The organism is Enterococcus sp. DIV1314a, assembly GCF_051713805.1.
Taxonomy (GTDB): domain Bacteria; phylum Bacillota; class Bacilli; order Lactobacillales; family Enterococcaceae; genus Enterococcus_I; species Enterococcus_I aquimarinus.
The window spans coordinates 1,382,265-1,408,347 of sequence record NZ_JBIOQP010000001.1; the positions used below are offsets into that span (position 1 = coordinate 1,382,265).

At 39.7% G+C, this 26,083-nt stretch carries 20 protein-coding genes; 15 read left to right on the top strand and 5 right to left on the bottom strand.

Annotation, left to right across the window (positions count from 1 at the left end; all coding sequences use genetic code 11):
- The first annotated feature begins 17 nt into the window (after positions 1–17).
- Positions 18–1,136, top strand: a complete 1,119-nt coding sequence (gene tnpB, locus IGI68_RS06565) for an IS200/IS605 family element RNA-guided endonuclease TnpB (protein WP_438730138.1) — start codon at positions 18–20, stop codon at positions 1,134–1,136.
- A gap of 211 nt (positions 1,137–1,347) precedes the next feature.
- On the opposite strand, the gene IGI68_RS06570 is transcribed toward tnpB, so the two are convergent.
- A complete protein-coding gene (locus tag IGI68_RS06570) occupies positions 1,348–1,536 on the bottom strand; it encodes a hypothetical protein (RefSeq protein WP_438731560.1) in 189 nt (62 codons plus the stop codon).
- A 228-nt stretch (positions 1,537–1,764) separates the two neighbouring features.
- Here IGI68_RS06570 and IGI68_RS06575 point away from each other — a divergent pair, with 228 nt between their 5' ends.
- Positions 1,765–2,289, top strand: a complete 525-nt coding sequence (locus IGI68_RS06575; protein WP_438731563.1) for a VanZ family protein — start codon at positions 1,765–1,767, stop codon at positions 2,287–2,289.
- Positions 2,290–2,702: 413 nt separating this feature from the next.
- Positions 2,703–3,320, top strand: coding sequence for a DUF1349 domain-containing protein (locus IGI68_RS06580; protein WP_438731566.1), 618 nt, complete (start codon positions 2,703–2,705; stop codon positions 3,318–3,320).
- A gap of 276 nt (positions 3,321–3,596) precedes the next feature.
- On the opposite strand, the gene IGI68_RS06585 is transcribed toward IGI68_RS06580, so the two are convergent.
- Positions 3,597–7,463, bottom strand: coding sequence for an Ig-like domain-containing protein (locus IGI68_RS06585; protein WP_438731569.1), 3,867 nt, complete (start codon positions 7,461–7,463; stop codon positions 3,597–3,599).
- A 320-nt stretch (positions 7,464–7,783) separates the two neighbouring features.
- On the opposite strand from IGI68_RS06585, the gene IGI68_RS06590 reads away from it, so the two are divergent.
- The 8 genes from IGI68_RS06590 (at position 7,784) to IGI68_RS06625 (ending at position 16,611) form a co-directional block, all read left to right on the top strand.
- Positions 7,784–8,860 (top strand): Gfo/Idh/MocA family protein, encoded by a 1,077-nt coding sequence (locus IGI68_RS06590; protein WP_438731572.1) that lies wholly within the window; start codon positions 7,784–7,786, stop codon positions 8,858–8,860.
- Positions 8,861–8,873: 13 nt separating this feature from the next.
- The gene (locus IGI68_RS06595) at positions 8,874–9,620 is read left to right on the top strand and encodes a sugar phosphate isomerase/epimerase family protein (RefSeq protein ID WP_438731575.1); all 747 of its coding nucleotides are present in this window, start codon (positions 8,874–8,876) and stop codon (positions 9,618–9,620) included.
- 1 nt (position 9,621) lies between these two features.
- Positions 9,622–10,332: a ThuA domain-containing protein gene (locus tag IGI68_RS06600; protein ID WP_071874858.1), complete on the top strand. Its 711-nt coding sequence runs from the start codon at positions 9,622–9,624 to the stop codon at positions 10,330–10,332.
- 3 nt (positions 10,333–10,335) lie between these two features.
- On the top strand, positions 10,336–11,304 hold the full coding sequence (locus IGI68_RS06605; protein WP_438731579.1) for a sugar phosphate isomerase/epimerase family protein: 969 nt from the start codon (positions 10,336–10,338) through the stop codon (positions 11,302–11,304).
- Positions 11,305–11,628: 324 nt separating this feature from the next.
- Positions 11,629–12,663, top strand: coding sequence for a Gfo/Idh/MocA family oxidoreductase (locus IGI68_RS06610; protein WP_273231810.1), 1,035 nt, complete (start codon positions 11,629–11,631; stop codon positions 12,661–12,663).
- A gap of 451 nt (positions 12,664–13,114) precedes the next feature.
- Positions 13,115–14,200: a 3-phosphoserine/phosphohydroxythreonine transaminase gene (gene serC, locus IGI68_RS06615; RefSeq protein ID WP_438731583.1), complete on the top strand. Its 1,086-nt coding sequence runs from the start codon at positions 13,115–13,117 to the stop codon at positions 14,198–14,200.
- Positions 14,201–15,394: a 3-phosphoglycerate dehydrogenase family protein gene (locus IGI68_RS06620; protein ID WP_438731586.1), complete on the top strand. Its 1,194-nt coding sequence runs from the start codon at positions 14,201–14,203 to the stop codon at positions 15,392–15,394. It abuts the gene before it with no gap.
- Positions 15,385–16,611, top strand: a complete 1,227-nt coding sequence (locus IGI68_RS06625; RefSeq protein WP_438731589.1) for a DUF1015 domain-containing protein — start codon at positions 15,385–15,387, stop codon at positions 16,609–16,611. The genes IGI68_RS06620 and IGI68_RS06625 overlap by 10 nt, the downstream gene beginning before the upstream one ends.
- 398 nt (positions 16,612–17,009) lie before the next feature.
- Here the strand turns inward: IGI68_RS06625 and IGI68_RS06630 are convergent, their stop codons facing one another.
- The 3 genes from IGI68_RS06630 to IGI68_RS06640 form a co-directional block, all read right to left on the bottom strand.
- On the bottom strand, positions 17,010–17,882 hold the full coding sequence (locus IGI68_RS06630; protein WP_071875749.1) for a sugar ABC transporter permease: 873 nt from the start codon (positions 17,880–17,882) through the stop codon (positions 17,010–17,012).
- A 3-nt stretch (positions 17,883–17,885) separates the two neighbouring features.
- Positions 17,886–19,235, bottom strand: a complete 1,350-nt coding sequence (locus tag IGI68_RS06635) for a carbohydrate ABC transporter permease (protein WP_071875750.1) — start codon at positions 19,233–19,235, stop codon at positions 17,886–17,888.
- Between the two features lie 87 nt (positions 19,236–19,322).
- Entirely contained in the window at positions 19,323–20,597 is a 1,275-nt protein-coding gene (locus IGI68_RS06640; RefSeq protein ID WP_071875751.1) for an extracellular solute-binding protein, read from the bottom strand.
- A gap of 265 nt (positions 20,598–20,862) precedes the next feature.
- Here IGI68_RS06640 and IGI68_RS06645 point away from each other — a divergent pair, with 265 nt between their 5' ends.
- The 4 genes from IGI68_RS06645 (at position 20,863) to IGI68_RS06660 (ending at position 25,912) form a co-directional block, all read left to right on the top strand.
- Positions 20,863–22,629 carry a glycoside hydrolase family 13 protein gene (locus IGI68_RS06645; RefSeq protein WP_438731594.1) on the top strand — a complete coding sequence of 589 codons (1,767 nt, stop codon included), beginning with the start codon at positions 20,863–20,865 and terminating at the stop codon, positions 22,627–22,629.
- A 192-nt stretch (positions 22,630–22,821) separates the two neighbouring features.
- Complete coding sequence (locus IGI68_RS06650) at positions 22,822–24,153, top strand: ABC transporter substrate-binding protein (RefSeq protein ID WP_273230073.1); 1,332 nt, start codon at positions 22,822–22,824, stop codon at positions 24,151–24,153.
- Between the two features lie 77 nt (positions 24,154–24,230).
- Positions 24,231–25,094: a carbohydrate ABC transporter permease gene (locus tag IGI68_RS06655; protein ID WP_071875753.1), complete on the top strand. Its 864-nt coding sequence runs from the start codon at positions 24,231–24,233 to the stop codon at positions 25,092–25,094.
- Positions 25,094–25,912, top strand: coding sequence for a carbohydrate ABC transporter permease (locus IGI68_RS06660; protein ID WP_071875754.1), 819 nt, complete (start codon positions 25,094–25,096; stop codon positions 25,910–25,912). The genes IGI68_RS06655 and IGI68_RS06660 overlap by 1 nt, the downstream gene beginning before the upstream one ends.
- Positions 25,913–26,083: the final 171 nt, after the last annotated feature.

A 26,083-nucleotide genomic window follows, 5' to 3' on the forward strand; every position in this document is an offset into this window, starting at 1 on the left:
TAAGGAGGTGTACAGAAATGAAAAAAGCCCATAAAATCAGAATCTACCCTAATTCAAGACAGGAAATTCAATTTCAAAAAACCTTTGGTTGTGTTCGGTTCTACTGGAATTTTTTACTTGACCAACGGATTACGAATGACAAGATGAAAAAAGAAAATCCTGAATATATTGAAAACAAACTGACCTATGCTGGACTGAAAAAGCAAGAAGAATTTTCTTGGTTAAAAGAAGTTGAAGCACAACCTCTAAGCCAAGTAAATATGGATTTGAATAAAGCGTACAAAAATACGTTCAACTCTAAATTCGGATTTCCTAAATTCAAGAGTAAAAAATATTCAAAGAAATCCTATCGAACTGCCGTAGGCATGAAAGTCAACGGACGATACTTCTATGTTTCTAAAGTTGGTTGGGTCAAGATGGCAGAAGAATTGCGTTTCAAAGGAAAATTAATGAACGTGACGATCAGTCAAACTAAATCAGGGAAATATTTTGCGACATTCTTAGTTGATGCTGAGAATTTCCAACAAGAACCCGTAGCAAATAACATTGGATTAGATTTGGGCTTAACTCATTTCTGTATCACATCCGCAGGAGAAAAAATCGATAATAACCGATTCTATCGCTCTCTTGAACAACGGTTAATACGCGAACAACGAAAACTTTCCAAGCGTTTGGAAGTTGCGAAAAAACACAATCGAAAATTAGATGAGTGTCGCAACTACCAAAAACAAAAAGTAAAAGTTGCGCGTATCCATGAGAAAATTGCCAACCAACGTACTGATTTTTTACATAAACTATCTTCACGACTTACTGATGAGAACCAAATCATTTGTATTGAAGATTTGAATGTAAAAGGGTTGGTTAAAAATCATAAATTAGCGAAGTCAATTTCAGATGTATCTTGGAGTGAATTCGTTCGACAATTAGACTATAAATGTGCATGGAAAGGTCGTACTTTAGTTAAAGTTGACCGATTTTTCCCAAGTTCACAACTTTGTTCTTCTTGTGGTCATAATGACGGCAAAAAAGAGCTAAATATTCGTGAATGGGTATGTTCAAATTGTGGAACAATTCATGACAGAGATATTAATGCAAGCATAAATATTAAAACCGAAGGACTTTCGGGGATCGCTTAGTCAATTTGCGTCCGTTAGGGCGTACTACCTAAGAATCCGACGACTTTAGTCGTGTGGAGTGTCAAGTAGAGAAGGATAGGTAGATAAATGCACGAGGACAGTGGAATTAAAAAGATTGCCCACTGTTTATTACCAGGGAGCAATCTTTATAAGATCTTTTTTTTTATATCTTTGACAGAGAGGCCATTTTAATTTTGGCAGTAGATTTTTCTTAATGATTTAATTGTCGGCGAAGGACTAGAGCAGAAATAGCGAAGAGAACGAAAGCTGTTAGTGAAGCAGCAGTAACCATCATCAATCCATTCCCGATTGGCGGGTTGAATAATAAAGCAACCGAGAAAATTAGGATTGCCCCAGTTAAGCCCATCCCTAAAATTGAGAGTACTAAAAGTTTCTTCATTCTATCACCACCTTATCTATGACTCAGCTTTTGTTACTTAAAGCGTAACATACAAATGAATTGAGACAAAATGATGGAGCTTAAAATTGGTTTTAGCAAGAGTGTTTTTTTGTAGTTTGCATGTAAAAGAATGGGAGGTTGTAGTGTGAACTACTTCTACAGGCTGATTGATAAGATCAAAAAATAGCGCATACTTTTTTATCTTAACGATGAAAAGAGGTAGTAAACATGCAATTAACTGTGTCCGGCTTTATTCTAATTCCGTTTTTTCTTTTAACGGGACTCTATATCATGAGAATGACGAGAAATAAATCATTTACAATGTATCAAAAAATCACGATTTACTCTTTTGTCTTTTACTGTTTTTCGGTTCTATATTTGACTTTTTTTCCTTTTCAAATCCAAACGGGGATATATGCTAATCAAACGCCTTGGTTGAGTCGGATTAATTTTGATCCTGTTCTTGATTTTTCTGCTTTACCCAATCTGCTGATGTTGCTCCCATTATCTGTTTATTATTTCTTATTTAAAAAAAATGCTACTTTCGTTAGAGCAGTTCTCTTAAGTTTCTTCGTTAGCCTCGGAATTGAATTTTTCCAATTTTTAACCAACTACTTTTTAGGTGGTTGGCGTGGTGCGGATGTTGCCGATATTGTCGTAAATACAATGGGAGCTGCTTTAGGTTACCTATTAGTTAAAACAGTATTAACTAGCGAAACTTCTTTACTTCATAAGTTTAAACTTTATTCTTAAATGAACCCATTTCGAATAGCTTATTTTTTTCTATTTGATTCGTATATTTCAAGTAGATGATAGCCAGCATTCGGATGAGAGGCGTTATTCAATCTATCTAATCTGTGATCAATAATGAGCTAGGCTACGGTATCTGGGACTAGCAGATTTGGAGAAATGATGTTGGATTAAACCAATTAGACAGTCCGATTATCACCATGCCATTGAGTCTCATTGACAAGCTCAGTTGATATTTCCGTATAAGTAGTGTGTGTTCCTTGGATAATTTTATGTTATTCTCTAGTTATCTCATCGTCAATCCATGCTTTGTTGATTGTATGTTAACTTCAATAATTCATGGAAATACATGAGGACGTTTTTTATTCACGGTGTTCCGTTATGAACACTGTTAAATTCAAAAAAGGAGAAGAAGAATGAAGTTTGATGTGAGCGATTTAAAATGGCTAAGAGAACCTAAAAACTATATTATTACTGAGAATAAAATCGAAATGATGACAGAACCTCACACTGATTTATGGCAAAGAACCTATTATAACTTTCAGAATGACAATGCGCCTGTTTTGCAAATGAATACGGAAGAAAAATATTTTTCTTTTATCGTAAAAACGGAATTTGAAAGCAATCATCGTTTTGACCAATGTGGAGTCGTGATGTATTTAGATAGTGAAAATTGGTTTAAAGGTTCAGTTGAATATGAAAATGAAGATTTTCAACATTTAGGAAGTGTTGTGACAAATAATGGTTATTCTGATTGGGCTACTACAGTTATTGATGCATCGATTAATTCAATGTGGTATCGATTTAGTCGAAGAGCGGATGATTATTGTATAGAATCATCTATTGATGGCATTCATTATAGTCAGATGCGCATATTCCACATGTGGAAAGGGAATCGTTCAATTCAATTTGGTGTTTATGCATGTAGTCCAGAAGATTCATCCTTTAAAGCAGTATTTTCAGAGATGGAAATAACAGAGTGTCAATGGTTAGCGCATGACGGGCAAGCGCCAGATGGAAATGTATCGGAATAAAGGTTCATTTGAGCAATAGATTCCCAGCATTATATTAAAACAGAGTATTTCTGAAAGGAAACGGATTCGACCGTCCATAGGTATTTATGTCAAATAAAAGCAGTGTTTGATCCTGAAAATCGGCTAAACCCAACGAAAATGGTGTCATTCATTTGTATCTAAGCGTTCATTAACGATCTTGCAAGACAAGGCTGAGTTTTTCATTTTCATATCAATAACTAAAAACCCTAAAGCGTCGTCAAAATTGATTGACTTGCTTTAGGGTTTTTGAATGGATTAACTATCTCGTCGTCTATAGTAAAGTAGACTAGCCAAGACGATTAATAACACTCCTGTAATCGTCAATGTGAGTGTCGTATCTTCTCCTAATTGTGGTAGAACATGCTCACTTGGTTTTGGTTTTTCTGTTTCGTTTTTGACATTCTCTACTATTGGAGAATCTTGCTCGGAAGTCGATGGATTCGTTGCTCCGTTCACGATAGTATCGTTCTCAGTAGAATCCTGTGTAACGGATTCCTCAACTACTGGCTTACGATCTGTCGAATCATCGGTACCTTCAGTATCTGTCGTATCGTCTTCAGGTTCTTTGATGTCCGTTTCCCCCGATTCTTTCACTAATCCCGCAATCGCCGCAGCAAGTGCATCTAAAGCGATTTTTACTTCAGCTTCAGTTGCTAATTTATTCGCTGCCGTTCCTTGAGCTGCACGTAGTTTCTCTGTAAATAAGAGCCATGTCTCGGCTGTGTAATCTCCTTGCTTCAATGCTTCGGCCTTAAGAATCACAGCTTCTAAGGATTGTTTATTGACGTCAGGTAAGTCCTCATTGTCTTCTTTTTCTTCCTCAGGTTCTTCTTCAACTAAACTATAATAAGAAAAATGATCGGTTTCAAAGACATAATAAGCTCCTTCAACCCAACCTTTTAAGGCAGTCCGTTTTCCAGTCACTTCATCAAAATGATACATTTTGATTTTGGCAGGATCAAAGCCAGTTGGAATTGGTACACGCACAGCAACCATTCCGTTTGGTTGGACATGTTGACCCGAATTTTCCAGTTTAATATCAAAGAGAACGAATTTTCCTTCTGTCAATTCATCTAATTTTTGATGGACGTCATTCGTCGGTTTAATCGGTTCGACTTTGAGTTCTGCACCTTTTGGTAATACCCCTTCAGGAGCTGATACGCTAATTCCAGAACCAGACTCATCTTTAATTTCTTCTTTAATAATTGGAACTTCCGCTTCTTTTTCAACTGTTACAGCAATGGATTGCTTCAATCCGTTTACCGTTTCAGCAGTAATCGTAGTTTTTCCTTCTTTCAATCCGCTGATAACACCATTTTTGACGGTCGCAATTTTTTCATCCTTACTTGTCCATGTAAGAGATTGATTTGTGGCATCTTTTGGTGTAATTGTCGCTGAAATCGTAGCAGTAGAACCTGCTGCAATGGTGACTTTTTCTTTCGATAGTTCAAGTTTTATTGGCAGAATGTCACTGACTTCACCATCAGTAATCGTTAAATTATAGATAAATGGAAGATATTCAGCCTTCATTTGATAACGATTGTGGCTTACTTTTTTGAATGGCAAAACCCCTTGATGCAATAGAACAAAGCGTTCATTAGCTGGTGTAGAATTATCATGTGCCTCAAAAGTGTTCTCTCTATCTAAATAAATCCTAGGATATGTCGTTTCGTAGTCTGAATACGGAAGATCAAATAGTTTGCCGTACTCAATATAATCGCTATTTGGCTTCACTTGGAGTAATTCTTGTGACGTTGCTTTAATATCAAATTCATAGTATTCCCGGATAGTAGGATTTTCGCCATTTACTTCTGGAATCACAGTAACAGGATATTTTTTAAAGATACCATCTTGTGTTTCAGTATATAAAAAGTTGTCTTCTGTTGTTTCGCTTTCGGAATCATTTGGCCAGTGATAGCCATTATAGTAGAGAAGGGTCTTATTTTTTTCACCTTGTTTTGTTGGGAACGCATAAACATGGTAAGAAAAATTCTCCTCGTCGTATTCATCACTGGATCCTACTAGAACAGCTTCACCATCTGGAGTTTCGAGATACACCCGATTAAAGCCAAGTTTTTTCGGAATCGTGATTTCCAGTGGCGCTTGTAGTTGATAGTCAATCGTGTCGAATTGGAATTGCACGGTATAAATTGCTACTATTTTACCAGTAGCATGTTTTCTTTTATATATTTTTTGATCGACCACTTTCGAATCCAGTGGTGTGTTATAAATCCAATCTTGTGCAGATTCATAGTAATGTAAACCATCATAATCGTAATCGAAACTTAAGTAATAAGAGAGCCCATCACGGTATCCAGAAATTCTGAAATTCTCATCTGACAGTGGGGAGACTTCTACTTGAGTTTCCGAATTTGTTTTGCGACCAATCGGGACGGCCACGGTCTCCGAATGAGCTTGCGGTCCATTTAGAATATTGAAGTGAAGAGGAGTTCCGTAGTTCGAATATCCGATAAGATTCCCAGGTTCTACTTCATGCAAACGATTGACGTAGTCCCAATCTTTATTTACTTCTACATAATCATCTTTATAAACAACGTCTTTTCCCTCATCGAAATCATTCGTATTTAAATAACCAATATAAAAGGTCTCTGTTAAATTGGAAGGGCCACCATAAGATAAATTAATTTCATAAGGGTGATCTTCCTTTGAATTCATAATTAAATCTTCGTGTTCTAAGGTGAAGGTAAATGGTTTTTCTAACGATTCGTCAATCTCCGTCGTATTATCAAGTTGAATATTTAATTTAATTCTCATCTTCTTTTCGACGGTATCAACGTTGTCACCATTCTCATCTAAAATATTTTCCGTCCACGTTTTTTCGAGATAACTGACATAGTCTCGATTGCCATCGGTTTCACCGTATCTTAACTCATCATTCCAATAATAATTTTCTTCAGAGTCACTCTTTATCTCGAGATAGAAATCAGAGTATCGATAATGCCCTAAAACGGATAATCCTGGCAGCAAATCGTCGTAAGTTTGATAAAACTCGTTAGCAAAACGAAATTGATTATTCTTTGAAAGAGTGATATCAATTTCATGATCAATCACATCACTCTCAGCGATCACACGATCCACTTTAAATGAATAAGCTTTTACTTGTTGAAGTTTTTCGGAATAAATCGCAATGTGATAACTTAATTCTTCATAGCGCTTATCAAGAATATAACTTTCCGCGTCGTAATTTAAGACTTGCCAATCATTAGTGGTTGTCTGGATGTTCCAACTGAATGATTCATAATCGAGTGTCAGCTTAACGAGACCATCCTCTGTTTTAATAACTTTTCCAGATGTTTCTTTTGCCATCTTGACTTCTTTTTCTGTAGAAATTGAAAGTTCTTCTATGGCTAATGTTAAGTTGTACTCGGTGACTTTTCCTTTTTTATCTTTAAAATAAAAAGTTTGTTCTGTCTCATATCCAAAATCATAGACGTTAATTTCCCCTTGTGAACCTGAGAAAGAGTATAAATCTCCCGAGTTCGAATCTGTTAAGGAGATAACTCCGTGAGCAGAAGCGTTGAGCATATTATTATCTGTAGCATATCCTTGATAACTACTAAAGTAATAGTCAGTGTCTAACGTTAATGATAACAGCCCATCTTTTGTTTGTAAGACATAGTCAGGATTCGTTGAATGCTTAATAATATTAGCTGGGCTTAGTGTGAAACGCTCATCAATCGTTTGATCAATCTCTAAATCGTCCAGTCCAATACCACCTGTCCAGTCATGGTCAGGAGTATCATTTTCCACGTCACTCGAAGATTCCTCTTCAAGTGAGGAATCAGAAAAATCAGGTATTTCAGTAGAAGAATCGACTACTACATCATCTTCGGGAAAACTAGAATCTTCAGGAAAAAACGATTCATCGGTTGTCGAAAACGTTTCTTCGGTCGAGAATTCTGACGTTTCTGAAGGTAGTGATGACTCCGTGCTTTCAACAGAGAAATCCTCGGAAAAGGAAGGATCCATCGTCTGAGTCGTTTCCGTTGGTGTGCTTGTGGCATAATCTTCTGCAAAAATTTCAACGCTGTTTAATAACATGGGTGCCAATAATATTACGATTGAAAAACTCGCTAAAAACCGCTTCTTACTTCGTTTCATTTTATTCTCCTTTAGGTTATTTTGTTAGAAGTAAATCCTACATAATAAGCATCCGTTAAAATACCACAGTCCCTAACAAAACTATGTATTATTTGATATCCTCCTTTTAAAAAAACGCTTATTATAAATATATAATCGGTAGAATGATAATATAATTAATCATTTCTGGTAATTTTACAAAAATATATGATATTAGCAGATTTTACTTCGAAAAAAGGCAATATCCAGGAATTTTATGGATGAAAGGTGGGAAGAAAGATTGTAAGCCTTTGCTTATAATAAGAGTATCAAATAAAAAGGCTTTCAGGAGGAAATAACACATGACAGTATTAAAAGTTGGAATCATCGGATGTGGCGGAATCGCCCGTGGTAAACATTTGCCATCATTGGCACAAGTAAAAGAAGTTGAAATGGTGGCTTTTTGTGACATCGTGTTAGAGCGAGCAGAAGAAGCACAAGAACAATACGGCACAACAGATAGCCAAGTGTTTAGCGATTATAAAGAAATGTTAGCAGCGATGGACTTAGATGTCGTTCATGTTTGTACACCGAATATCTCACATGCAGAAATTTCAATTGCCGCTTTAGAAGCAGGGAACCACGTGATGTGTGAAAAACCAATGGCAAAAACCGCTGCAGAAGCGCGTGAAATGATTGAAGTCGCAAAACGCACAGGCAAAAAATTAACAATCGGTTACCAAAACCGCTTTGCAACAGAATCTCGTTACTTACAAGAAGTTTGTGCTGCCGGCGAATTAGGCGAAATCTATTCAGCTAAAGCGCATGCGATTCGTCGTCGTGCAGTCCCAACTTGGGGTGTATTCTTAGATGAAGAAGCGCAAGGTGGCGGCCCGTTAATTGATATCGGTACACACGCATTAGACTTAACATTATGGATGATGGACAACTACAAACCAAAATACGTAGTTGGCAAAACGTATCATGAATTAGCGAAAACGGAAAATGCAGCAAATGCTTGGGGACCTTGGGATCCAGCTGAATTCACGGTGGAAGATTCTGCCTTTGGTTTTGTAGTCATGGAAAATGGCGCAACCATTTATTTAGAAGCAAGTTGGGCATTAAACAGCTTAGATGTGAAAGAATCCAAAACGACGCTATTTGGAACAAAAGGCGGCGCGGATATGAATGACGGTTTAACCATCAATGGCGAAGACCGTGGCTTATTATATGAGAAGAAAATTGAATTAGAAACAGGCGGCGTCGCTTTCTACGACGGTAGTGGAATCAGTAAAGAAGTCTTAGAAGCGCAATCATGGGTCGATGCCATCATTAATGACACAGAACCAGTCGTAAAACCAGAACAAGCGTTAGTTGTAACTGAAATTTTAGAAGCGATTTACGAATCTTCTAAAACCAATGCACCCGTATTCTTTTAAAGGAGCGAAAAACATGGAGCCTAAGATTGCCTTACAACTTTGGAGTATCAAAGAAGACTGTGAAAAAGATTTTCGAAATACGTTGCGAGAAGTCAAAAAGGCAGGATATGCCGGCGTCGAATTCGCCGGCTATCATGGCCTTAGCGCAACAGAAGTGCGTGATTTATTAAATGAATTAGACTTAGCGGTGGCTGCTTCACATGTGCCATACGAAAAATTAGTGGACGATTTTGACGCAACGGTTGCCTTTGAAAAAGCAATCGGCAATACGCGCATTGTCATTCCCTATGCGACGTTTCCTGATAAAAAAGGATGGGAAGACTTTGCCGCGACATTAAAGACACTCCTTCCAACGTTACAAGCAGAAGGATTCACGGTGTATTACCATAACCATGACCATGAGTTTACGAGTATTTCGGACTTTGATGCGGTAGCTTACTTAGCAACAGCTTTACCGGGATTAAAACTAGAAGTCGACGTTTACTGGCTACAATACGCCGAACAAAACGTGGATGCTTGGTTGGATACGCAAAAAGCTGCGGTAGGACTGCTCCATATCAAAGAAATGCAAGCTGAACCAAAAGAAAGTACCGAAATTGGTAAGGGCATCTTGCCAATTCACGAGTACGTACAAAAAGCCAAAACATTCGAACTTCCTTGGCTAATCGTGGAACAAGAAGCGTTCCAAGCACTGACACCAATGGAAGCGATGCGTGCAAATTATCAAGCACTACATAAAATCATAGAGGAGTGTCGTTGAGATGATTCAAGTTACTGTATGGAATGAATACCGTCACGAAAAAACAGACGAAGAAGTTCAAAAAATGTATCCAGAAGGCATTCATGGTCAATTAGCGAACTTTATCGGGGAAGAATTTACCGTTCGTACCGCAACTTTAGATGAAGAAGAACACGGGTTAACTGAAGAAGTCTTAGCCGAAACCGACGTCTTACTTTGGTGGGGACATGTTGCCCACGATGAAGTTCAAGACGAAATTGTCAACCGCGTTCACCAACGCGTTCTAGAAGGCATGGGGTTAATCGTGCTTCATTCCGGTCATTTTTCTAAAATTTTCAAAAAATTAATGGGGACAAGTTGTGACTTAAAATGGCGTGAAGACGGCAAACATTGTCGCATTTGGAACGTCAATCCAAGCCATCCAATTGTGGAAGGGGTCGGCGAAATGATCGAACTCGAACAAGAAGAAATGTATGGCGAACACTTTGATATCCCCGCACCAGACGAACTTGTTTTCGTGACATGGTTCCCAGGGGGCGAGGTCTTCCGTAGTGGCTGTACGTATCGTCGGGGCAACGGAAAAGTCTTTTACTTCCAACCAGGACATGAGACTTACCCAAGTTATTACAACGAACAAGTTCAAAAAGTCATTAAAAATGCGATTCGTTGGTGTGCACCAACTGAAAATACGTATCCGACATACGGACATTATCAAGCAAGAGAGGATGTATAATCGATGAAATTAGGTGTATTTACGCCATTATTTAACCAATTAAGTTTTGAAGAAATGATTGATGCGGTTGCCAAAAAAGGCTTGCAGACAGTCGAAATCGGTACAGGAGGTTATCCTGGCAATGCGCACTTAGACATTGAATCACTCTTAGCAAGTAGCGCAGCACGCAAAGAATATTTAGCGAAATTAGCTGACAAAGGACTTGAGATTTCTGCCTTAAGTTGTCACAACAATCCAATTTCACCAATCGCAAGCGTCGCTCAAGAAGCGGATGAACTCTTACGCAAAACCATCAAATTGGCAAGCTTAATGAACGTTCCGGTTGTCAACGGATTTTCCGGAATCGCAGGCGGCAATGCAACAGATACACAAGTCAACTGGCCAGTGTTACCGTGGCCAACAGAGTATGAAGACAACTACAATTATCAATGGGACCAAAAACTCATCCCTTATTGGAAAGGGATCAACACAGACGCTGAAGCAGCCGGTGTCAAAATCGGAATCGAACTTCATGGTGGTTTCTTAGCGCATACACCTTATACGATGTTAAAACTACGCGAAGGCGCAGGAAAAGCAATCGGTTGTAACTTAGATCCAAGTCACTTGTGGTGGCAAGGAATTGATCCTGTTGCGGCAATTAAAATCCTTGGCAAAGAAAATGCCATTCACCATTTCCATGCCAAAGACACGTATCTCGATCAAGATAATATCAATATGTACGGCTTAACAGACATGCAACCATACGGCAACGTTCAAACACGCGCTTGGACTTTCCGCTCTGTCGGTTGTGGCCATGACTTAAAAGAATGGTCAGATATCATCTCAGCTCTACGCCTATACGGTTACGATTACGTCTTAAGTATCGAACATGAAGATCCAATCATGTCCGTTGACGAAGGATTAACCCGCGCCGTTACAAACTTACAAAGCATCATGATTAAAGACCAACCAAGCGACATGTGGTGGGCATAAAAGGTGTTAGCAAGGCCGATTTGCTCTAAGCAACTGGAAGGAAAATGAAGCAATCGTGGTTTTTCGATTGACTCATTTTACTGAAGTTGCCGCAAGAGCAGGCCACGCCTAACCCGTCAATAAAAGGTGTTAGCAAGGCCGATTTGCTCTAAGCAACTGGAAGGAAAATGAAGCAATCGTGGTTTTTCGATTGACTTATTTTACTGAAGTTGCCGTAAGAGCAAATCGGCCTAACCTTAATCAAAAGACAAATCCCCTCCAAAAAAAGACTGTGACGATTGTCAAAGTCTATTTTTTGGGTAAATGACAGAAGGAGTTTTTCACATGACAAAAATTAACGTAGTAATTGTGGGGTACGGTGGCATGGGTTCATACCATGGCAATACAATCATCCCTGCACAAAATGATAAATTAACCGTAACAGGTGCTTATGACGTTCTTCCAGAGCGTATCGAAGCGGCCAAAGAAGCGGGTTTAGAAACATACGAAAGCTTTGAAGCTGTTTTAGCGGATGAAAAAGTTGAAGTGGTGTTAATCGCGACACCAAATGATTCCCATAAAGACTTAGCGATTGCCGCTTTACGAGCAGGCAAGCACGTCGTTTGTGAAAAACCAGTCACGATGAACGTCCAAGAATTAGATGAAATCCTCGCAGTTGCAAAAGAGACAGGAAAGACCTTCATGGTGCACCAAAACCGTCGTTGGGATCCTGATTTCCTCATGGTTCGTGAGATGTATCAAGCAAAACCAATTGGCGATATTTTCCAAATTGAATCACGCGTTCAAGGCGCGAACGGCATTCCAGGCGACTGGCGCCATCTAAAAGAACATGGCGGCGGAATGCTGCTTGATTGGGGCGTTCACTTACTCGATCAATTACTATGGTTAGTTGACAGTCCGATTCAATCATTCAATGTAGACTTTAGTTACGTTTTAGGTGATCCAGTTGATGATGGTTTCTTCACGTATATTACGTTTGAAAATGGTGTGCGTGCCATTGTCGAAGTTGGAACAAGCAATTACACAAAACTTCCTCGTTGGTATGTCAAAGGAATGGAAGGAACCGCTAAAATTGACGATTGGGATTGTCAAGGTGAAATGATTCGTGCCACAAATGCTGAGAACGTCAGCGCACCAAAAGCAATCCAAGCCGGTGTTGGTCTGACAAAAACCATGGCACCTCCTTCAGAAGAAGCGATGGAAAGTATTCCATTACCAGAAGGCCACGCTGATTTTGTGCCATTCTATGAAAATCTTTATGAAGTGATTCGTGAAGGTAAAGAACCAATCGTCAAAAATGCCGAAGTCCGTCAGGTCCTTGCATTAATCGATGAAATGTTTGCCGTAGCTGGGAGATAAATAATAGCAAAAAGTTCAAGTCTCAAAATGTAGACTTGAACTTTTTTGGTCTCTTCGTCAATTGGTGTTGATGAAATCTCGCGCTACATTACGAAAAATCGGCTTGTGTGGATGGGTTGCGACATCGCTTCAGCAACTACAACAGGCTCGAAACGGTCCCAGCGCTATCAAAAACGCCCCCAAAATTCTGTCAGAAATTCCTAGTCCAAAACAAGAGATGCCTTATAAGTTGATCAAAACGATATTCAGGGTACTCTCCAACTAAATAATAGCCATTCCAAACATCCCCGAAAATCCATATGATAAGTGAGCTGAAGCCCGTTTTAAAAAGACTTCCGTGAAAAAGACGAATGATTTTCATTTTAATTTCAAAAATGATTGCATTTTGTTGTCATTCACTCCGTATCTTTGCTATAATCAACGTTACATCATATTAAAAGGGGAGAACATCATGACCGTTTATAACTTTTCAGCAGGTCCAGCCATTTTACCAAAATCTGTTCTAAAAAAAGCACAAGAAGAACTATTAGATTACCAAGGAAGTCAGCTGTCCGTAATGGAAATGAGCCATCGTTCCTCCTTATATGAAAGCATCATCAATGAAGCCGAACAACGCTTACGTCAGTTGATGGCGATTCCAGAAAACTACCACGTCCTATTTTTACAAGGCGGCGCAAGTTTACAATTTTCAATGTTGCCTTTAAACCTTGCCAAAGGAAAAAAAGCGCTCTACGTTAATACAGGCGCGTGGGCGAAAAAAGCCATTGAAGCAGCGCAAGCCATTGAGGGTGTGGAAGTTGAAGTCATTGCCTCAAGTAAAGACCAAAACTTTAACTACGTACCAAAAACTACCCGCGATATGGTCGATCAAGACGCGGCTTACTTACATATTACAACGAATGAAACGATTGGCGGAATCGCCTTTAATGAGATTCCTGATGCTGGTGACGTGCCGATTGTTGCGGATATGTCATCAAATATCTTATCAAATGATTACAAAGTCACGGATTTTGGTGTGATTTATGCCGGCGCGCAAAAAAATATTGGGCCATCTGGGTTAACCGTGGTGATTATTCGCGATGATTTATTAAATGACGAACCCATTTTTGCCCCAATGCTCGATTACCGAATTCATGCCGAAAACAAATCCATGTACAACACACCGGCAACGTACGGTATTTATATTGCAAAACTTGTTTTTGAATGGTTAGAAGAACAAGGTGGCGTCGCAGGCATTCTCGCGAAAAATCAAGAAAAAGCACAATTACTTTACGATGCCATCGATGCGTCAGATATCTTCACGAGTCCCGTAGCCAAAGAAGACCGTTCCATTAATAATATTCCGTTTGTAACGGGCAATGACGATTGGGATAAAGAATTCAATAAACGAGCACTCGAAGCAGGGATGCTTAACTTAAAAGGTCACCGTAGTGTTGGAGGCATGCGTGCGAGTCTTTATAATGCCTTTCCAAAAGAAGGCGTTGAAGCACTCGTGGCGCTCATGCAAAAATTTGAAGAAGAAAAGGCGGGAAAATAAATGTTTCATATTAAAACGTTTAATGCAATTGCTCCAGAAGGTATGGCGCGTTTCGAAGATGAAAATTACACCATTGATCAAGATCAAGCAGCACATGGGATTATTTTACGAAGTGAAAAATTACATGGCTACGATTTTCCTGAGTCCGTCTTAGCCGTTGCACGCGCAGGAGCTGGAACGAACAATATTCCAGTTGAGGAGTTAACCAAAGCTGGTGTGGTGGTCTTTAATACGCCAGGAGCAAACGCGAACGCCGTCAAAGAATTAGTCGTGGCGAGTTTATTATTAAGTGTACGTCCGATTTTACAAGGAGCAAACTGGGTACAATCACTAGAAGGCGACAATTTAGAAGAAGTCGCAGAAGCGAACAAAAAACAATTTGCCGGTAATGAACTCGAAGGCAAACGTCTTGGGGTCATCGGATTAGGTGCAATTGGTGCCATGATTGCCAACGACGCTTATCGTTTAGGCATGGAAGTCATGGGTTACGATCCGTATGTCTCTGTCGATACTGCATGGACCATCTCACGTCGAGTAAAACGGGCGCAACAAATTGAAGAAATTTTTACGACATGTGATTTTATTACCGTTCATGTGCCGTTAACCGAGGGGACTCGTGGGTTAATCGGGGAAAAAGAAATCGCCTTGATGAAACCGACGGCAAGAGTCTTAAACTTCTCTCGTGGTGAAATTGTGGATACCGATGCTGTCTTAAAAGCGATCAATGCCGATGAATTAGGTGGTTTTACGACCGATTTTGCCGATAGCAAACTACTTCATAATCCGAAAATTTTAGTCTTACCACATTTAGGTGCGTCGACGGAAGAAGCCGAAATCAACTGTGCAAAAATGGCCGCTCGTACCTTAAAACGCTTCTTAGAGACAGGTGTCATCAAGCGTTCCGTTAACTTCCCAACGGTCGAAATGAGTTTCCAATCACCGTATCGCATCACGATTATTCACGATAATGCGCCAAATGTCTTAGGCCAAATTTCAACCGAAATTGCCTCACTGGGCATTAATATCGATAATATGATCAATCGTGGTCGTGGCGACTTTGCGTATACCTTAGTCGACGTCAATGTCCAAGACGACGCGATTATGCAAAGAGTGAAACGTCACTTAGAAGGCAAAGCGCACATGATTCGCGTGCGTGCGATTAAAAATACGGAGGTCTTTAACGAATGGTGTTAGTCAAAGCATTTAAAGGAATACGTCCAAAGCCTGCTTATGCAGCAAAGATTGCTGAGTTACCTTACGACGTTGTCAACTCACAAGAAGCAAAGGAATTAGCGCAGAACAATCCCTATAGCTATTTCCACATCGATAAAGCTGAAATTGATTTACCAGAAGATGTGTCACCTTACAGTGAAGAAGTCTACCAAAAAGCAGCGGAAAACTTAGCGCTGAATTTGGAAAAAGGGTGGCTAGTCAAAGACAATCATCCGAATTTTTATTTATATCAATTAACGATGAATGGTCGTAGCCAAACAGGGCTTGTGGCATGTACGTCAATTGATGATTATATTGCTGGTAAAATTAAAAAACACGAATTTACGCGTTACGAAAAAGAAATTGATCGGATCAACCATATGAAAGCATGCGATGCCAATACGAGTCCGATTTTCTTAACGTATCGCAAAGAAGCTGAAATTCAAACGATTATTGAAGAGTGGAAGAAAAATCACGCCACGCTGTATGATTTTGAGAGCTATCATGATGTTCATCACTGTGTCTGGTTAATCGACGACGAAAGAACGACAGAACGATTGAGTCAGCTTTTTGAAGAGGTTGATGCGTTATATATTGCTGACGGACATCACCGTAGTGAATCAGCGGTTAAAGTAGGACTTGAAAAACGGGCGAATGGAACGGATAGTCCCGAGAGTGATTTCTTCTTGTCGATTTTATTCCCAGCCGAAGAACTTGAAATTTTAGAGTACAACCGGATTTTAAATGTCCCGTTACCAGAAGACTTTATGACAATCCTTAAACAACATTTCATTGTGGAAGAAACAACTGAAAATAAAGCGCGTGAACCAAGACAAATTCAAATGTATTTGGATCAAAAGTGGTATCAATTAACTATTCCAACTGAAAAAATCCCAGCTGATTTAATCGATAGCTTAGACGTTTCTTATTTACAAAAACACGTTTTTGAAGAAATCTTTGACATCATGGATATCCGTAGTGACAAACGCATTGATTTTGTCGGCGGCATTCGTGGTTCAGAAGAACTCGTCAAACACGTCGATAGTGGCGCATGGAACTTAGCCTTTGCGATGTATCCAACTCAAATGAGCGATCTACTTGCCGTAGCAGATGCTGGCGAAATCATGCCACCAAAATCAACTTGGTTCGAACCAAAATTATTAAGTGGTTTGTTCTTACACGATTTAGAAACAAAATAACAGTGACCCCCCTCAGGCGTTGATTCTCCTGAAGGGGGTTTTTAGGGCTCTTTCGGCAAATAGTGTTGATGGAATCTCGCGCTCCCCTACGAAAAATCGCCTTGTGTGAGGGGCTGCGAGACCGCTTCGAGCCTGTAGTTACGGATACAGGATCGAGGCGGTCCCACGGCTCTCCCCTCCAATAAATTTTTTCGTAAGGGAGCGATTCACTATGCCATTGAGCTTCAAAATCAATGGATAAAAAAAGAAGAACCGAGGTCCTCCTTAATTGTATGGATCATGCAAAATATCACGATTTGACAAAGAACCCAAAAGGGGAGCCTGAAATACCGTTAATAATACTTTTAAAAGAGCGCAAAAAAACGAACCAGCAGGCCAAAGCCCGTTGGTTCATTTTCTTATCCCTTCACGGATCCTGAAGTAATGCCTTCAACGTAGAAGCGTTGCATGAAGATGAATAAAATCGTAATTGGAATGGCAATCAACACACACCCTGCGGTAAACGCCATAAACAATGAGTTGGCTGTTGTACGAGTCATCATGGTGAATAGACCAATCGCAACCGTATAGTTTTGAACTTTATCGCCCATGATGATTTTCGCAAAGATGAAGTCCATCCATGGTCCCATAAAGGTCATTAATGATGTGTAGACAATCATTGGTTTAGAAAGAGGCAACGTAATTTGTGTGAAGATTTCCCATTTATTTGCCCCATCAATCATCGCGGATTCATCAAGCGCCATCGGAATGGTATCAAAGAATCCTTTCGCGATATAAAATCCTAGTGCCGCGCCAGAAGAATAAACTAAGATTAAGGCAAACAATGTTTCTGTTAAGCCTAATGCTTTTAAAATATAGTAGATAGCAATCATACTCATAAATCCTGGGAACATATTCAAGACTAATGCGACTTTTAAGAATGGTTTTCTTAGGCGGAAACGTAAACGAGATAACGCGTACGCCATCGCAATCGTGATGAACGTTGATAAGATACAGCTAATGGTTGCCACAAATAACGTATTGAGGAACCAGCGAACAAACGGAAAGTTCCCCGTGGCGTTCGTGAGTAAAATGCGATAGTTTTCAAGTGTAAAAGTTTTAGGAATGATATACGGCACAAACGCGCCACCTTCGCCCCGGAAACTCGTCAGAACAATCCATACAATCGGGAATAACCAAACGATGGATAAGGCAATGAGCGCCGTATATGACGAAGTTAAGGTCCATTTGCGTTTTGCTTTGTAACTCTTGATTTTCTTTTCTTGCGCCATCGATTACGCCTCCTTAAATGAATTCGTTCTTGTGTAAGCAAATAAACTAAAGACTGCTGATAAGATAAAGATTAAAATACCGATAACAGATGCTAAGTTGTAGTCGAGTGTATTCACCGTTAAATTATACAACCAAGTCACTAACAGGTCAGTCGAACCTGCTCCGTAAAAGTCTGAGTTCGTTGGTCCGCCACCCGTTAAGAGGAAAATCACGTTAAAGTTATTGATATTTCCAATAAACTGTTGGATTAAAGCTGGCGTCATCACGAATAAAATTTGTGGGAACGTGATATTTTTGAAAATTTGGAAAGCATTCGCGCCATCAATATGCGCGGCTTCGATTTGATCGGTTGGTAAGTTTTGGATAATCCCGGTCGAAACGAGCATCGTTGCCGGAATCCCGATCCACATGTTGACGACAATCACGGTGATTTTCGCCCAGTTCGGATCGGTTAAAAACGGAATGGCCGCATCGATCCAGCCCCAACGAATCAACGTCGCGTTGATCGGACCCGCACCATTTAACAAGTTACGCATCACTAATAATGAAATAAACTGTGGCACAGCTAACGTTAACACGAAAATCGTGCGCCATAAGCCTTTGAATTTTAAGCCTTTTGTATTAATTAAGAGTGCAAGTAGGACACCGAAGAAGAAACACGTAACGGTAGCAAGGACTGCCCACGTTAACGTCCAACCAAGGACTGGGAAAAACGTACCAGCCATTTTTCCGTTTAACACGTTACCGAAATTTTTCAAACCAACCCAAGTAAAGAGATTTTTGGGTGGTAAGTGATTGTGATCATAATTCGTAAAGGCAATCGAGATCATGTATAACAAAGGTAAAACCGTAAAGAGTAAGACCCCAAGTAACGGAATCGTCATTAACGTTGCGTGGAATCGCTCATTTAACAAACTCTTCAAATCTTCCCGCGTTGTTGGAGCAGGGAGGCCTTTTTGTTTTAATTCATGTAAATAGCGGGCACTCTTTAAGTTTGCGATATACAAGATGAGCATCACAACACATAATATAATGGCAGCAATCCCGAATAATAATATCAACATGGAGTTGTCACCCTCTTGTAAAATCGGAATGCCTAACCGGTCATCCATTACTAACCCTTGTTCAACCGTTCCTAAATGAGAGAGCATACTCAGTGCGATAATCCCATTTGAAATAAACCAAAATAAAAATCCAATTTGCGTTGCGAGAAAAATTATTCCTTTTAACCATTGTTTATTGGCAAAGTTGGCACTACCCATGACGATAAAGGAGAGTTTCGTCGCGAGGTCGCCTTCTTTAAACAATTCGATAAAGGAAAGTTGTGGCAGATGTTTTTTTCTGTTGAACATATGCTATCGACTCACTTTCGTCTAGAATTAAAAAAAAGAAGAGGCATCGCCTGGATCGATGAATGCCTCATCTCGTCTTTTGATTGATTATTCAGAAATCGTTGCAGTTTCAGTAACAAGTGCATCGAGTTTTGTCATGTAATCTGCTGGTTTAATATTTCCTTTGTAAGTGTCATTGATAACCGCATCCATTGCAGGCCAGAATGAAACCATTTCTGGAATCTTAGGCATTACAACTGAGTGAGTTGTTTGAGACATTTCCATTACCGCTTTCGCAACGGCATCTTTTGTAATCGCTTCATTGCTTTGTAAAGCTTTGTTTGATGGAATAACGCCCATTTTTTCAAACTCAACTAATTGAGAGCTTTCGTTTGATAAGTAGTTCGCTAATGCCATTGCTGCAAGTGGTGCTTCAGTTTGTTGGTTAACTGCGAACAATTTAACCCCTAAGAAAGCTTTCATTTGCACTTCGCCATTCCCAAAATCAACTGTTGGGTAAGCGGCAACTGCCATGTTTTCACCTAACGCTTTTTCAACGTCATTCTTAGACCAAGGACCAGAAAGGAATGCATCAGTTACGCCAGATTCTAAGTTTGATAACGCTTCAGCATTTGATTGAATAACACCTGGGTTATTTTTTTGATCGGCAATCCATTGTAAAACTTCGACACCTGGTTCTGTATTAAAGTTTGTTCCATTTGGATCTTCACCCGTTTCACCATATAAGTACAGACCATTACTCATGAAGAGTGGTCCGAAGACATAGTTCGCACCTGCTTCGCCAAGGTTTGCACCGATTTTGCCTTTTTCAGTCATTGTTGCCCAAGATTTCACATCATCTTCTGAAAGGGTTGCTTTATTATAGTAAAGAATTTGTGATTCCACTCCATAAGGGTAGCCGTATAACTCGCCGTCCCATGTTGCGCCTTCAATCGCAGAGTCCACGTTATTTGCTTTCACTTCATCTGCATATTTTGTATTTGGATAAAGAAGTCCAGCCTCGGCCATTTGCCCAACTTGGTCATGAGGCATCATGAAAACATCCGCTGCTGCTTTTGGATCTTTTGAAACTTCCGTTTTTGCATCGGCAGAACTTCCGGCAGCGATTTCAACTTCAACATCTGGAAATTCTGTTTGGAAATCAGCGACAATCCCTTTAAAGGTTTCAACGTGTTCAGTATCAATCCAAACTTTGACTTTTCCTTCAACTTTTACTTCTTCTGTTGCGCTGCTTCCTGAAGCGCTCTCATCTGGTGCCGCACTGCTTGCCCCGCCGCCACCGCTCGCACATGCTGCTAATAATACGGTTGATGCGCTTAAAACGAGTCCACTTGTTAAATATTTTTTCCAATTTTTCTTCATAAATAATCCCTCCGTGTAATAAAATTAGTTACAACAATATTATGCAACCGATTGCAAATATAGTCAATACCTTTTCTCATTTTTCCAGTAAAAAGATATTTTTCGATTTCAATCAATAATAGTAAAATCAACTTTTAATAAAGTGGTAAACCCTTTCACGAAGTCTTTCTTTTAATGAGAATCGCCTACGCAATCGGTTTCTCACTTTATTGCATTTCATTCCCTGATGTGGCATAATAAGCAAAAATGAGAAGGAGTGTTGTTTATGAACACAGCTGCAATTTATCATCGACCAGAAAGTGAATTTGCTTATCTATATGACTCAGAAACCCTACATTTACGCATTCGTACCGCTAAAGGAGACGTCGCGCGCGTCCATTTAGTGAGTGGTGATCCGTATCTAGTGGATCAGTGGTGTCATGAAACACCGCAACCGCTGGAGAAAATTCTTTCGACGGATCTTTTCGATTATTGGGTTATCGCAGTGACGGCTGAATCCAAGCGCTTAGCTTATGGATTTACCTTAGAAGGTGAAGATGGCTTAATGGCCTTTTATGGCGATCACGGGATTTATCCATTAAATGAAAAAACCTTAGCGATGCCAAACAATTATTTTAGAATGCCATATTTCCAAGAAGCCGATCGTTTTAAAGTACCTGCGTGGGTGAAAGAAACGGTTTGGTATCAAATTTTCCCAGAACGTTTTGCCAATGGCGATCCGTCAAATGACCCAGAAGGCACGTTGCCGTGGGGCAGTCAAGATCCTGATCGCCAAGATTTCTTTGGGGGCGACTTAAAAGGGGTGCTCGATAATCTGGATTATTTAGAAGACTTAGGCATTAACGGGTTGTACTTCTGTCCGATTTTTGAAGCAGGTTCAAACCATAAATACGACACAATTGATTATTTAAAAGTGGATCCCGCTTTTGGAGATGGTGCACTCTTTAAAGAGCTGGTGGAGGCTTGTCATGCGCGCGGCATTAAAGTGATGCTTGATGCGGTCTTCAATCATATCGGAGATACATCGCCGCAGTGGCAAGACGTCATTGAGAACGGTGCCGATTCGCCGTATGCGGATTGGTTTTACGTGCGGGAATTCCCGGTAACGTATACCGAAGGCAAAGATTTTGAAAATGCCGAAGATTTAACGTATGACGTTTTTGCCTTTACGCCACATATGCCAAAATTAAATACCGCGAATCCAGAAGTGCAGGCGCATTTACTGGAGATTGCGAAATTTTGGATTGGAGAATACGATATCGATGCCTGGCGCTTAGATGTGGCAAACGAAGTCGATCACGCGTTTTGGAAAAAATTCCGTCAAGTCTGTGACGAAACGAAAGAAGATTTCTATATACTAGGGGAAATTTGGCATTCTTCGCAAAATTGGCTACAAGGTGATGAATTCCATGCGGTCATGAACTATGCTTATACCGATGCGATTTTAGGTTACTTCGTCAAAGAAAATCTTTCACTACCGAAAATGGTCTCTGAAATTAACCAACAATTGATGCTTTACCGGGATCAAACCAATCAAATGCAGTTTAACGTCTTGGATTCCCATGATACCGCTCGCTTATTAACGGAAACGAACGAAGACAAAGACTTGATGAAACAAGTGATGGCCTTTACCTACATTCAACCAGGGGTACCGTGCTTGTATTATGGCGATGAAATCGGTATGACTGGAGCGAATGATCCGGATTGTCGGAAATGTATGGTCTGGGAAGAAGAAAATCAAGATTTAGAACTCTTAGCTTTTACGAAGTCATTGATTGCGCTTCGTCGCAAAGAAGCCGCTTGTTTATCGGAAGGCCGTGTTTACTGGCACGCAGTCGACCAAACAAATGGTCTCATCTGGTTTGAACGTCATCTTGACGAACAAGTGATTCAGGGAATCTTTAATACGGGGGCTGAAACAATCACGGTGGAAGCGGCAGGAGAAGAATGTTTTAATCATCTTGTAACGAAAGAAGACCAAGCGTATCACATCGAGCCAAAAGGGTTTGTCATTATCAATAATAAATTATAGAAAAACCGGTTGCGTAAAAATAATATGTTAAAAAATATAAAGTTCATTGAATCAATCGATTTAATGAACTTTATTGCGTTAAAGTCCTTTTAAATCAACGAAAACAAATATTTTTAAAAAATACAAGAAAACGCTTGCTTTTTATCGCAATCGGTTGCATAATAAGCTTATCAAATACAGGGAGGATATATCATGTTAAATAAACGTATGAAGAAAATTGGTTCAGGTATTTTATTAGCAGGTTTGACACTAACAACGCTTGCAGCTTGTGGCAATGCTAGCGAAACAAAGAATAGTGCAGCTGGCGCAAGTGGCACAGACAAGGGTGCAAGTGGTGAAGTCGTCGAAATCGACATCTTCCAGTTTAAAGTCGAATTCAAGGATCAATTTGAGGCGTTAGCAAAACAATACGAAGCCGAAAATGAAAATGTCAAAATTAACATCGAAACAGTCGGTGGTGGATCCGATTACGGTGCCGCTCTCAAATCAAAATTCTCTTCAGGAAACGAACCAGACATCTATAACATCGGTGGACCAGAAGATGTGACGATGTGGGTTGACAATTTAACCGATTTAAGTGATACCGAAGCGGCGAATCAAGCCCTTGAAGGCACGTTAACCGGTGCGACAAAAGATGGAAAAGTTCTAGGATTACCTTATAACATCGAAGGATATGGTGTGGTCTATAACAAAGCTATATTTGAAGAAGCAGGCATTGATGCTACTACAATCAAAACCCTAACGGATTTAGAAGAAGCCGCTAAAACATTAGACAGCAAAAAAGAAGAGTTAGGCCTAGATGCACCATTTGCCCTAGCTGCGAAAGAACTATGGATTACGGGCTTACACTCAGGCAATGCCTTCTTGAATGCAGAATTTGATAACGACGTAATGAAAGCTTTTGATTCTAAGACAGTTGAATTCAAATACGGCGAACAATTCCAAAAATACATCGATATCAGTAACAAGTATTCCGTGCAACCAGCGAATAGTTTAGACTACTCACAACAAATCGAACAACTATTCTCAAATGGTAAAGTTGCGATGACACAACAAGGAAACTGGGTATATCCAACGATTGCCAGTGTAAATCCTGAACTAGCTGAAAATATTGGTTTACTGCCAATTCCAATTGATGGAGTAACAGAAGGCACGATTCCAGTCGGCGTACCAATGTACTGGGGTGTGAATCCAAATGGTAGCGAAGCGGAAGTTCAAGCTTCAAAAGATTTCTTAGACTACTTATACACAACAGAAGAAGGCAAACGAATCGTCTTAGAAGACTTCAAATTTGTACCAGCATATAAAGGATATGACACTGAAAAAATCTCAGATCCATTATCAAAAGACGTTTACACTTACTACACGGAAGGCAACACAACTGGATGGGTATTCATGGGTTATCCTGCAGGATGGGGAGAACAAACACTTGGTGCTGAAATCCAAAAATATGTTGCAGGTGAAGCAACATGGGCTGAAGTGGAAGATGTAGCGAAAACGAAATGGGCAGAAGAAAGAGAATAAGAGAATAATGGAAAGAAAGTGAGAGAGAAGCCTTTGACTCTCTCGCTTCTTTTTTAAATTAAAATGGGGGAAAGAACATGACACATCAAAAGAAAACTTGGTTTTATTTATTTTCAGCGCCAGTCATTATCGCCTTGTTCATTGTAGTCGTAATACCGTTTTTCTATGGCATTTATTATTCATTCACCGATTGGAATGGGGTTTCTGAAGCAGCACTCGTCGGTTTTAGTAATTATTCGAAACTATTAAAAGACCAAGAATTTTGGACATCGATTTGGTTTACTACCAAATTTGCTTTTGTGGCAATCATCTTAATTAACGCCATTGGACTAGGACTGGCATTGCTTGTTACGAATAAATTTAAAGGAGCCAATTTGTTACGGACGATCTTCTTTATGCCTAACTTAATTGGGGGCTTAATCTTAGGATTCATCTGGCAATTTATTTTTATTAACGCCTTTTCAGCTATTGGAGACGTCTTGAACTCCACCGGCTTAAAAACGTGGCTGTCGACACCCGAAACAGGTTTTTGGGCAATGGTCATCGTCATGTGTTGGCAAATGTCTGGTTACGTGATGGTTATTTACATTTCGTATTTACAAAGCGTGGACGATGCCTTATTAGAAGCTTCTGACTTAGATGGCGCTTCTGCATTCCAAAAATTCTGGCACGTCAAATTCCCACTGATTATGCCTGGTTTTACCGTAAGTTTATTTATGACATTGTCAAATTCCTTTAAACTTTACGATCAAAACTTATCGTTAACAAATGGTGGACCGTATAAATCCACGCAAATGGTCGCAATGAACATCTATAATACCGCTTTTTTAGAAAATAAAATGGGGTACGCCCAATCCAAAGCCGTTATCTTCTTCTTGTGTGTAGCGATTATTTCCTTAACGCAAGTTTATCTGACAAAAAGAAAAGAGGTTGAAGCATAATGAAACAAGGCTCAAAGCAATTAGGAAAAGCTTTTCTTGGCCTAGCCCTAGGTCTTGTTTGGCTGATTCCGTTTTACTTAATGGTAACCAACTCATTTAAAACCAAACAAGAGATTTTTACCAATCCCTTGAAATTCCCAGAAGCATTCACTTTTGAAAACTATCCGGAAGCCTTTCGTCAATTGGACTTTATCCGGACATTAGCGAATTCCTTACTCATTACGGTCTCTTCCGTTATCGTTATCGTGATTTTTTCGGCGATGGCAGCTTACGCGTTAGAACGGATCAAATCAAAATTTAGTACAATTACCTTTATGGTGTTTGTCGCAGCGATGCTTGTGCCATTCCAATCGGTGATGATTCCCTTAGTCGCACTTTTTGGGAAAGCCCAAATGCTCAACCAAATTGGGATTATCTTCATGTATTTAGGTTTTGGTGGTAGTATGTCCATTTTCTTATATCACGGTGCGATGAAGTCGATTCCTCGTGCGCTAGATGAAGCCGCGATTATCGATGGCGCGAGTCGTTGGCAAGTCTTTTGGAAAGTGATTTTCCCAATGCTAAAACCAACAACCGTTACCGTTGCCGTGTTGAACACGATGTGGATTTGGAACGATTATCTCTTACCATCACTCGTAATCAATTCACCAACAACGCAAACGATTCCGTTGAAGATGTTCTTCTTCTTTGGACAATACACGAAACAATGGCACCTAGCATTAGCGGGATTAGTCATTGCGATTTTACCAGTCATCATTTTCTACTTCTTTATGCAAAAACAAATCATCAAAGGCGTAGCCGATGGTGCAGTGAAATAATCAAAAAGAGCTTCCTTTTCAAGTGACGAAAAAGGAAGCTCTTTTTTGTTTCTGCAATTTGTGGCGATGAATAGCGTCAAGACTATTCACGAACTATCTAAAGGCAAAAAAAGAAACCAACGAATAAAAAGTTGGCTTCAATCAAAACAATCGCACGCTATTTGCGAGCAC